The sequence below is a fragment of the Rhodoferax sp. genome (genome assembly GCF_014859475.1).
GTDB lineage: Bacteria > Pseudomonadota > Gammaproteobacteria > Burkholderiales > Burkholderiaceae_C > Rhodoferax.
Genome location: NZ_JACUUE010000093.1, coordinates 1 through 9,833 on the forward strand (window position 1 = coordinate 1; position 9,833 = coordinate 9,833).

Consider the following 9,833-nt stretch of genomic DNA (forward strand, 5'->3'; position numbering starts at 1 on the left):
CGACGCCTGATCCCGCAAAACCCACCCAGCGCAGGCGCATACAGAAGGGGGTGGGTGGCAGAGCAGCCGAACCACCAACTGCCAAGCCCACTTGGCTCGTGCTGCTTCGCAACACATCGTGCTGGCTGGGGCGTGGTGCGGTGTTCTGTAGTTGTTCAACGCCTTGGTTTTGTTGACATTGCCAACGCGGGAGCTGTTGCATGAGTAAGTGCGCGCTCATCATGGCTGGCGGTACCGGCGGGCATATTTTTCCGGGGCTGGCGGTGGCGCAGGCTCTGCGCGAGCGCGGCTGGCGCGTGCACTGGTTCGGTGGCACGGGCAGCGCCGGGCAGCCGAGCATGGAGAGCCAGTTGGTGCCAGCGCAGGGGTTCGCCTTTGAGTCGATTGATTTTGGCGGTGTGCGCGGCAAGGGGGCGTTGACGGTGGCGCTGTTGCCGCTGCGGCTGCTCAGGGCGTTTTGGCAGAGCATTCAGGTGCTGCGCCGGGTCAAGCCTGATGTGGTGTTGGGGCTGGGCGGCTACATCAGCTTTCCGGGCGGCATGATGGCGGTTTTGCTGGGCAAGCCGCTCATCCTGCACGAACAAAATTCAGTGGCCGGACTGGCCAATAAGGTGCTCGCTGGGGTAGCCGACCGGGTGTTTACCGCGTTTCCGGGGGTGCTCAAGGGCGCACGCTGGGTCGGCAACCCCCTGCGCGCGGCGTTCTTGCAGCAGGCCGATCCGGCGCAGCGTTTTGCCGGTCGCAGCGGGCCTTTGAAGTTGCTGGTGGTCGGTGGTAGTTTGGGTGCCAAGGCGCTCAACGACATCGTGCCGCAGGCGCTGGCGCTGCTGCCAGAGGCCAGTCGCCCCGAGGTGATTCACCAAAGCGGTGCCAAACAAATTGATGCCTTGCGCGCCAACTACGCCGCCGCTGGCGTGCGGGCGCAGCTCACGCCGTTCATTGACGACACCGCGCAGGCCTTTGCCGATGCCGACCTGGTGCTTTGCCGCGCTGGTGCCAGCACCGTGACTGAGCTGGCTGCGGTGGGTGCCGCTGCGCTGTTTGTGCCTTTCCCGTCGGCGGTGGACGACCACCAGACCATCAACGCGCGTTTTCTGGTGGACCAGGGCGCGGGCTGGCTGGTGCCGCAAAGCCAATTAACACCGCAGGCGTTGGCCGCGCAGTTGGCGGGGCTGGATCGCGCCAGCCTGCTAACAAAAGCGCTGGCAGCCAAGCAGCTGCAAAAGCTGGAGGCCACGCAAAGCATCGTCGAAGCCTGCGAGGGGCTCTGCAAATGAAAATTAATTCGAATCTGACCCCAATTATTTTATGAAACACGCCATCCAGCACATTCACTTTGTCGGCCTCGGCGGCGTTGGCATGTCGGGCATTGCCGAGGTGTTGTTCAACCTGGGTTACACCATCTCGGGTTCGGACCAGGCCGACAGCACCACGCTGCAACGGCTGCAGGCGCTGGGCATACAGACGCAGGTCGGGCATGCTGCCAGCAACGTCAGCGGCGCCGACGCGGTGGTGATCTCCACCGCCGTGCAGGCCGACAACGCCGAAGTCATCGCGGCACGCGCCATGCATATTCCGGTGGTGCCGCGCGCGCTGATGCTGGCCGAGCTGATGCGCCTGAAAAAGGGCATTGCGATTGCCGGCACGCACGGCAAAACCACCACCACCAGCCTGGTCGCGAGCGTGCTGGCCGAGGCCGGGCTCGACCCCACTTTTGTCATCGGTGGCCGCCTCAACAGCGCCGGCGCCAATGCGCGCCTGGGCAAGGGCGACTACATCGTGGTTGAGGCCGATGAATCCGATGCGTCATTTTTGAACCTGCTGCCGGTGATGGCGGTAGTGACCAACATCGACGCCGACCACATGGAAACCTACGGCCATGATTTCGAAAACCTCAAAAAAGCCTTTGTTGACTTTTTGCACCGCATGCCGTTTTATGGCACCGCCATTTTGTGCACCGACGACGCCGCGGTGCGTTCCATCCTGCCGCAGGTGACCTGCCCGGTGACCAGTTATGGCTTCGAAGAAGGCGCCGAGGTGCGTGCCGTGGATGTGCGCGCGGTCAATGGCCAGATGCACTTCACCGTGCAGCGGCGCAACGGCCTGGTGCTGCCCGACCTGGCCGTGGTGCTGAATCTGCCGGGCCGCCATAACGTGCTCAATGCGCTGTCGGCGATAGCCGTGGCGGTGGAGCTGGGCATTGACGACGCCGCCGTGCTGCGCGCGCTGGCCAGCTTCAAGGGCGTTGGGCGGCGTTTTCAAAACTATGGCGATTTGCCGGTCAGCGCGGCCAATGGCGCCGGCACATTCACGCTGGTGGACGACTACGGTCACCACCCGGTGGAAATGGCCGCCACGCTGGCGGCAGCGCGTGGCGCCTTTCCGGGGCGGCGTCTGCTGCTGGCGTTCCAGCCGCACCGCTTCACCCGTACGCGCGACTGCTTTGACGACTTCATCAAGGTCATCGGCCAGGCCGATGCGGTGTTGTTGGCCGAAGTCTATGCCGCAGGCGAGGCACCCATAGTGGCGGCCGATGGCCGCAGCCTGGCGCGCGCGCTGCGTGTGGCCGGGCACATCGAGCCGGTGTTCGTTGATGACATTGCTGACATGCCGCAGGCCATTTTTGCTGCGGCCAGAGACGCCGACGTGGTGCTGTGCATGGGCGCCGGCTCGATTGGCACCGTGCCCGCCAAAGTGGTCAAGCTGCTGCAAACGCAGGCAACTGGTGCGCAGGAGGCGCAAGGGTGATGAGCCAATTTGACTTGAAAACTGAAAAAGTGGCGGTGCTCATGGGCGGCACCTCGGCCGAGCGCGAGGTGTCGCTGATGTCGGGCAGTGGCGTCTTGCAGGCGCTGCAAAGCCTGGGCGTGAACGCAGTGTCGTTCGACCCGGCCGAGCGCAACCTGCTCGAGCTGAAAAAAGAAGGTTTCACGCGCTGCTTCATTGCCCTGCATGGGCGTTTTGGCGAAGACGGCACGGTGCAGGGTGCGCTGGAATTGCTTGGCATGCCTTACACCGGCCCGGGCGTGATGGCCTCCAGCCTTGCCATTGACAAGCGCATGACCAAGCACATCTGGCGCGGCGACGGCCTGCCGACCCCAGCCTGGCGCAAGGTGGACAGTGCCGAAGCCACCCGCGCCGCCTTTGCCGAACTGGGCTGCCCCATGATCGTCAAGCCTGCCCGCGAAGGCTCGTCCCTGGGGCTCACCAAGGTCACCGCCGTTGCGCAGTGCGAGGCCGCTTTCAAGCTGGCCGCCGACATGCATGACGAAGTGTTGTGCGAGCAGTTCATCTGTGGCGACGAGGTCACCATTGCGGTGCTGGGCAGCGGTGCGCAAGCCCGCGCGTTGCCGGTGATCCGCATCGTAGCGCCCGAGGGCAACTACGACTACCGCAACAAATACTTCACCCACAGCACCCAGTACCTGGTGCCTTGTGGTTTGCCCGCAGGCGAAGAAGCCGCCATTCAGCAGCTGGCGCTCAAGGCCTACCGCAGCCTGGGCTGCCGCGGTTGGGCGCGCGCCGACGTGATGATCGACGCCGCCACGCGCCAGCCCTATCTGCTCGAGCTCAACACCTCGCCGGGCATGACCAGCCATTCGCTGGTGCCGATGGCAGCCATGGCGGCCGGCATCAGCTACCCCGAACTGTGCCTGCAGGTTCTTCAATCCGCCAGTCGCGACTACGCCCTATGAAAAGCAAGGCGCCCCTGCCACTCGACATCAAGCTCATGAACGCGCTGGCCAGCGCCCTGTTCGGGCTGGTGGTGGTGCTGCTATTGGGCGCTGCGCTGGCCTATGCGCAGCGCTTGCCGCAGTTTGCCATTCGGGGTGTCACCGTCACGGGCGATGTCTCGCACTACAACGCCATCTCGCTGCGCGCCAACGTGATGCCACGCTTGCAGGGCACGTTTTTCACGCTCGACCTGCACGCGGCGAGACAGGTTTTCGAGACCATGCCTTGGGTGCGCCAGGCGGTCGTGCGGCGCGATTTTCCGAACCGGCTCAAGGTGCAATTGCAAGAGCACCAGCCGGTGGCGTTCTGGGGGGGTGAGGGCGATTCGCGCCTGGTCAACAATTTTGGCGAGGTGTTCGAGGCTAATCTGGGCGAGCTCGAGCAGGACGACCTGCCGCGCCTGAGCGGCCCCGAGGGCCAGAGTGCGCAGCTGCTGGCCATGCTGCAAGCCTTGCAACCGCGCCTGGCACAAATGGAGTTGACGCTGGCGCAACTTGAGCTCACCGCCCGCGGCGGCTGGCGGGCGCAGTTTGACAACGGTACGGCGCTGGAGCTCGGCAGCGGCAGCACCGACGAGCTGCTCGCGCGGCTGGAGCGATTTTTAAAGACGGTGACGCAGGCCACCTCGCGCTACAACCGCAGCGTGGAGCAGCTCGCCTCGGTCGATTTGCGCCATACCGATGGCTATGCGATTCGGCTCAACGGGGTCAGCACGGTCGAGGCTGATCCCCTGAAAAAAGTAATCCAAGGTAACAGGTGACGCAATGGCAAAAGAGTACAAAGATGTGGTTGTGGGTCTGGACATTGGCACCGCCAAGGTCATGGTGGTGGTGGCCGAGGTCATGCCCGGCGGCGCGCTCAAGCTGGCCGGCTTGGGCGTGGCGCCCAGCAACGGGCTCAAACGCGGTGTGGTGGTCAATATCGACGCCACTGTGCAGAGCATCCAGCAGGCGCTCAAAGAGGCCGAGCTGATGGCCGATTGCAAGATTCAGCGCGTCTATACCGGCATCACCGGCAGCCACATTCGCGGCATGAATTCGCACGGCATGGTGGCTATCAAGGACCGCGAAGTGTCTGCCGCCGACGTGGCTCGGGTGGTGGAAACCGCCAAGGCCATCAACATCAGCACCGACCAGCGCCTGCTGCTGGTGGAACCGCAAGAATTCATCATCGACGGCCAGGATGTGAAAGAGCCGGTCGGCATGAGCGGCATCCGGCTGGAGGCCAAGGTGCACATCGTCACCGGCGCGCAGAGCGCGGCCGAAAACATCATCAAGTGCGTGCGCCGCTGCGGCCTGGAAGTGGAGCAGCTCATGCTCAACCCGCTGGCCAGCAGCCTGTCGGTGCTGACCGAGGACGAGCGCGAACTCGGCGTGGCGCTGGTGGACATTGGTGCCGGCACCACCGACCTGGCCATCTTTACCAACGGCGCCATCCGCCACACCGCCGTCATTCCGATTGCCGGCGACCTGATCACCAGCGACATTGCCATGGCGCTGCGCACGCCGACCAAGGATGCCGAGGAAATCAAGGTCGAAAACGGCTACGCCAAACAGTTGCTGGCCGACCCCGAGGCGCAGGTGGAAGTGCCCGGCCTGGGCGACCGCAGCCCGCGCATGCTGAGCCGTCAGGCGCTGGCCGGGGTGATCGAGCCGCGGGTTGAAGAAATCTTCAGCCTGGTGCATCAGGTCATGCGCGAGTCGGGCTTTGAAGAAATGCTCTCCAGCGGCATTGTGCTCACCGGCGGCAGTTGCGTCATGCCCGGCATGGTCGAGCTCGGCGAAGACATTTTTTTGAAACCGGTGCGCCGCGGCATTCCCAAATACAAAGGCGTACTGTCCGACATGGTGGCGCAACCGCGCGCCGCCACAGTGATGGGCCTGCTTGAAGAAGCCCGTATTGCCCGGTTGCGCGGCTTCAAGGTGTCACAAAAAAACGGCTCCATGAAAACCGCCTTAGGCTCGGTCAAGGACTGGATTGTGGGGAATTTTTAAGCATGAAAACTTTTCTGTGGCGCTGCCGCGCCAGACCGCGCCGACGCTGGCGATGCATGGACCCACCCTTTGCATCGCAGCCCCAATTTCGACCAGACTTTTCGAGTTATTTTTTATTTATTGCAACCCCAGGAGCACACCATGACCATTGAACTCATCGACGAAGAAGCCTTTAACCAAGGTACCCAGATCAAGGTAATCGGCGTTGGCGGCGGCGGCGGCAACGCTGTGGCGCACATGATTGCCAGCGCCGTCCAGGGCGTCGAATTTATCTGCGCCAACACCGATTCGCAGGCGCTGTCCACCAGCGATGCCCACCTCGTCATCCAGCTCGGCAGCACCGGCCTGGGCGCCGGCAGCAAGCCCGAAAAGGCGCGGGAAGCGGCCGAACTTGCCATCGAGCACATCCGGGAAGCCATCGACGGCGCGCACATGCTGTTCATCACCGCCGGCATGGGCGGTGGCACTGGCACCGGTGCTGCGCCGGTGATTGCGCGCGTGGCGCGTGAAATGGGCATTTTGACTGTGGGCGTGGTCACCAAGCCGTTCGAGTTCGAGGGCAAGCGCCGCATGGACAACGCCGAGGGCGGCCTGGCCGAGCTCGAGGCCAATGTCGATTCGCTGATCGTGGTGCTCAATGAAAAACTGCTTGAAGTGCTGGGCGACGATGCCACGCAGGAAGAGGCCTTTGCCCATGCCAACGACGTGCTCAAGAACGCCGTGGGCGGCATTGCCGAGATCATCAACGTGCCCGGCCACGTGAACGTGGACTTTGAAGACGTGCGCACCGTGATGGGCGAGCCCGGCAAAGCCATGATGGGCACCGCCGTGGCAGCCGGGCCCGACCGCGCCCGCATCGCCGCCGAACACGCTGTGGCCTGTCCGCTGCTTGAAGGCATCGACCTGTCGGGCGCCAAAGGCGTGCTGGTGTTGATCTCGGCCGCCAAGGGCAGCCTGAAAATGTCGGAATCCAAAGTGGTCATGAACACCATCCGCAATTACGCCTCGCAGGATGCGCAGGTGATTTACGGCACTGCCTATGACGACAACCTGGACGACCAGATTCGCGTCACCGTGGTCGCCACCGGCCTGAGTCGTCAGGTGCAACGCCCCAAACTGGTGGTCACGCAAACCCAGCCCGACATCGGAATGCGCACCGGCACGCACGACGTGCCGTTTCAGATTCCTACCCTCAACACCCCGGCGGGCGCGGGCCAGGTGGGCAGTGTCATGGCGACCGGCAACGTGGGCCGCGACCAGACCGACTACGGCTCCATGGCGACGCCCAGCGTCTGGCGCAACCGCACCTCGGCCGCGGCCAAGGTCGATGCCTTGAGCAGCGGCGGCATGGACGACTTCGAGATTCCGGCATTCTTGCGCAAACAGGCCGATTGAGGGGCTGCCGCCAGCATCCCGCGTTGCGGGCGGCACATCGCAAATGGCTTCGGCTCAACGAATGGGCGCTTGCGGCATTGCCTTTCATGCCGGTTTTAACGTGAAAGAACGTCGTCATTGCGAACGAAGTGACGCAATCCATGCCCCCAAACTGCCTGGACTGCCGCGCTACGCTTTCCATGAACATCACCGTCATTGCGAACGCAGTGACGCAATCCATGACCCCGGAAGTCATGGATCGCCACGCTTCGCTCGCGATGACGAAGTCTCTGTTCAAGGTCCGTTTGCGGTATCGGGCCGGATACGGGGGGCTCGCGATGACGGTACGCTTTCATCATTTGGGGCATCGCTCTGGATTCATGCAGGTTAGTCGAGCTTTCATGAGAAGAATTGTGCAAACGACAGGACTGATGCCGGTGTGTGAAAGCTGGCTGACTTTTCCCTCTCCATGGCGGAGCTGGTCGGTAAAAGTAAAATCGCACCGTGCTGAAACAAAGAACCCTCAAAACATTAACCCGCGCCGTGGGCGTCGGCCTGCACAGCGGCCAGCGTGTGGAAATCACGCTGCGTCCGGCAGCGCCTGACACCGGCATCGTGTTCCGGCGCGTGGACTTGCCCGAGCCGGTCGATATTGTGGTGTCGGCGCTTGCCGTGACTGACACGCGCATGGCATCCACCATCTCCAAAGGCAATGCGCGCGTGCTCACCGTGGAACATTTGATGTCGGCCTGCGCCGGTCTGGGCGTGGACAACCTGTATGTGGACATCAACGCCGAAGAGGTGCCGATTCTGGACGGCTCGGCGGCATCGTTCGTGTTTTTGCTGCAAAGCGCCGGCATCGAGCTGCAAAACGCGCCCAAGCGCTTCATCCGCCTGCTCGCGCCGGTGGAAGTGCGCCAAGGCGAGGGCGACAACGTGAAATGGGCGCGCCTCGACCCTTACCACGGCTACCGCCTGAGTTTCGAGATCGACTTCAGCCACCCGGCGGTGGATGCCACCGGCCAGCGCGTGCTGTTTGACATGAGCACCGGCTCCTATTCCAGAGACATCGCCCGCGCGCGCACTTTCGGCTTCACCAAAGACGTCGAGATGATGCGCGCCAACGGCCTGGCGCTCGGTGGCGGGCTTGACAACGCGATCGTGATGGACGACTACAAGGTGCTCAACGCCGGTGGTCTGCGTTACGACGACGAGTTTGTCAAACACAAGATCCTCGACGCCATGGGCGACCTGTACCTGCTGGGCAAGCCGCTGCTGGCCAGCTACAGCGCGTTCCGCTCGGGCCATGCGCTCAACAACCTGCTGCTGCGCGAGTTGCTGAACCACGAAGAGGCTTGGGACGTGGTGACGTTTGAGAACGAAAAGCAGGCCCCGGCTGGTTTCGCTCAGTTGGCGCGCGCCTGGTAACGCGGACAAGGCTCGACATGCTTTTATTTCGCTGGCTGGTGTTGTTGATGTTGCTGACGGCACTGGTGTCGTTTGCGTTTTATGCGGCCACGGGTGATGCGCGCTTCAAGCGCTTTGGCTGGCTGGTGCTGAAGTGGGCGCTTTTGTCGGCGTTCGGCTTTTTCGCCGTGCTGATCCTGGAGCGGGTGCTTTGAGCGCGTAACGGCTTTGTGCGGCGCAGGTTTTTCTGGCTAAACTTGTCGAAACGCATGACGTGCGCTCTTTTAAATTGGCAACATCGGTCTCATGAAAAAAATCTCATCCTCTCTTGCGTGCCATCTGCAGCGCGGCTTTACCCTGATCGAATTGATGGTGGTGCTGCTCATCATTGGGGTGCTTTCGGCCCTGATCGTGCCCAATGTGCTCGACCGCGCCGATGACGCGCGCGTCACGGCGGCCAAGACCGATGTCGCCAACCTGGTGCAGGCGCTCAAGCTCTACCGCCTCGACAACATGCGCTACCCCACGGCCGAGCAGGGCCTGCAGGCGCTGCTGGTCAAGCCAACCACGCCCCCGCTACCCAACAACTGGAAAAACTACCTCGACAAGCTGCCGCAAGACCCTTGGGGTCAGCCTTACATTTACCTCAACCCCGGCATCCAGGGCGAGGTCGATGTGATGTCGTTCGGCGCTGACGGCCAGGCCGGAGGTGAGGGCCGCGATGCAGACATTGGCAGCTGGCAGCCCTGAGTTGCCACGCCCTTGCCCGCTGCCGAGGCGAGTGTCAGGCTTTACCCTGCTGGAGTTGCTGGTGGTGCTGGCGATTGTGGCCATGGCTTCGGCGGGCATCGGTTTTGCCATGCGCGACGGCACCCAGACCCGGCTCGAGCGTGAGGCGCTGCGCCTGTCGGCCCTGTTCGAGTCGGCGCGGGCACGCTCGCAAGTGAGCGGCGTGCCGGTGCGCTGGCGCGTGACCGCCGACGGCTTTCAATTTGACGGTTTGCCGCCGCCCGAACGCGCAGAAGACAGCTTGGCGCAAACCTGGCTCGATGCCGACACTACAGCCAGGGTCGATGTACCCGGCATTGCGAGCCCGGCGCAGCCAGCCACACTTTTGCTGGGGCCCGAGCCCATCATCGAGCCGCAAAGCCTGGCGCTGTTTTCCATCAGCGAGCCGACCAAAAGCTTGCGCCTGGCCACCGATGGCGTGCGGCCGTTTGCTGTACAGGCCACCTTGCCATGAACAGCCCCGTCATTGCGAACTATCTCCGTCATTGCGAACGAAGTGAAGCAATCCATGACCCCGGAAGTCATGGATCGCCA

10 protein-coding genes are annotated in these 9,833 nt (G+C 63.1%); all 10 read left to right on the forward strand.

The annotated features are described in order from the left end of the window. The first annotated feature begins 200 nt into the window (after nucleotides 1–200). The 10 genes from murG to IBX54_RS09345 all read left to right on the forward strand — a co-directional run bounded on the left by murG (nucleotide 201) and on the right by IBX54_RS09345 (nucleotide 9,753). The gene (murG, locus tag IBX54_RS09300) at nucleotides 201–1,277 is read left to right on the forward strand and encodes an undecaprenyldiphospho-muramoylpentapeptide beta-N-acetylglucosaminyltransferase (RefSeq protein ID WP_296542376.1); all 1,077 of its coding nucleotides are present in this window, start codon (nucleotides 201–203) and stop codon (nucleotides 1,275–1,277) included. Between the two features lie 31 nt (nucleotides 1,278–1,308). Then, entirely contained in the window at nucleotides 1,309–2,748 is a 1,440-nt protein-coding gene (gene murC, locus IBX54_RS09305; RefSeq protein WP_296542377.1) for a UDP-N-acetylmuramate--L-alanine ligase, read from the forward strand. Continuing rightward, the gene (locus tag IBX54_RS09310) at nucleotides 2,748–3,695 is read left to right on the forward strand and encodes a D-alanine--D-alanine ligase (protein ID WP_296542378.1); all 948 of its coding nucleotides are present in this window, start codon (nucleotides 2,748–2,750) and stop codon (nucleotides 3,693–3,695) included. Before murC ends, IBX54_RS09310 begins: the two co-directional genes overlap by 1 nt. After that, nucleotides 3,692–4,495 carry a cell division protein FtsQ/DivIB gene (locus IBX54_RS09315; protein WP_296542379.1) on the forward strand — a complete coding sequence of 268 codons (804 nt, stop codon included), beginning with the start codon at nucleotides 3,692–3,694 and terminating at the stop codon, nucleotides 4,493–4,495. Before IBX54_RS09310 ends, IBX54_RS09315 begins: the two co-directional genes overlap by 4 nt. A gap of 4 nt (nucleotides 4,496–4,499) precedes the next feature. Next, nucleotides 4,500–5,729, forward strand: a complete 1,230-nt coding sequence (gene ftsA, locus IBX54_RS09320; RefSeq protein ID WP_296542380.1) for a cell division protein FtsA — start codon at nucleotides 4,500–4,502, stop codon at nucleotides 5,727–5,729. Nucleotides 5,730–5,870: 141 nt separating this feature from the next. Next, complete coding sequence (gene ftsZ, locus IBX54_RS09325; protein ID WP_296542381.1) at nucleotides 5,871–7,124, forward strand: cell division protein FtsZ; 1,254 nt, start codon at nucleotides 5,871–5,873, stop codon at nucleotides 7,122–7,124. Nucleotides 7,125–7,607: 483 nt separating this feature from the next. Then, nucleotides 7,608–8,531 carry a UDP-3-O-acyl-N-acetylglucosamine deacetylase gene (lpxC, locus tag IBX54_RS09330; RefSeq protein ID WP_296542382.1) on the forward strand — a complete coding sequence of 308 codons (924 nt, stop codon included), beginning with the start codon at nucleotides 7,608–7,610 and terminating at the stop codon, nucleotides 8,529–8,531. A 17-nt stretch (nucleotides 8,532–8,548) separates the two neighbouring features. Further along, nucleotides 8,549–8,725 (forward strand): hypothetical protein, encoded by a 177-nt coding sequence (locus IBX54_RS09335; RefSeq protein WP_296542383.1) that lies wholly within the window; start codon nucleotides 8,549–8,551, stop codon nucleotides 8,723–8,725. A gap of 91 nt (nucleotides 8,726–8,816) precedes the next feature. Beyond that, a complete protein-coding gene (gspG, locus tag IBX54_RS09340) occupies nucleotides 8,817–9,260 on the forward strand; it encodes a type II secretion system major pseudopilin GspG (RefSeq protein WP_296542384.1) in 444 nt (147 codons plus the stop codon). A gap of 31 nt (nucleotides 9,261–9,291) precedes the next feature. Then, on the forward strand, nucleotides 9,292–9,753 hold the full coding sequence (locus IBX54_RS09345) for a prepilin-type N-terminal cleavage/methylation domain-containing protein (protein WP_296542385.1): 462 nt from the start codon (nucleotides 9,292–9,294) through the stop codon (nucleotides 9,751–9,753). Nucleotides 9,754–9,833: the final 80 nt, after the last annotated feature.

Excerpts from the sequence above, each read along its gene's own strand:
- IBX54_RS09315 (WP_296542379.1), top strand. The coding sequence starts at position 3,692 with ATGAAAAGCAAGGCGCCCCTGCCACTCGACATCAAGCTCATGAACGCG.
- ftsA (WP_296542380.1), top strand. The coding sequence starts at position 4,500 with ATGGCAAAAGAGTACAAAGATGTGGTTGTGGGTCTGGACATTGGCACC.
- murC (WP_296542377.1), top strand. The coding sequence starts at position 1,309 with ATGAAACACGCCATCCAGCACATTCACTTTGTCGGCCTCGGCGGCGTT.
- IBX54_RS09335 (WP_296542383.1), top strand. The coding sequence starts at position 8,549 with ATGCTTTTATTTCGCTGGCTGGTGTTGTTGATGTTGCTGACGGCACTG.
- murG (WP_296542376.1), top strand. The coding sequence starts at position 201 with ATGAGTAAGTGCGCGCTCATCATGGCTGGCGGTACCGGCGGGCATATT.
- gspG (WP_296542384.1), top strand. The coding sequence starts at position 8,817 with ATGAAAAAAATCTCATCCTCTCTTGCGTGCCATCTGCAGCGCGGCTTT.
- IBX54_RS09310 (WP_296542378.1), top strand. The coding sequence starts at position 2,748 with ATGAGCCAATTTGACTTGAAAACTGAAAAAGTGGCGGTGCTCATGGGC.
- ftsZ (WP_296542381.1), top strand. The coding sequence starts at position 5,871 with ATGACCATTGAACTCATCGACGAAGAAGCCTTTAACCAAGGTACCCAG.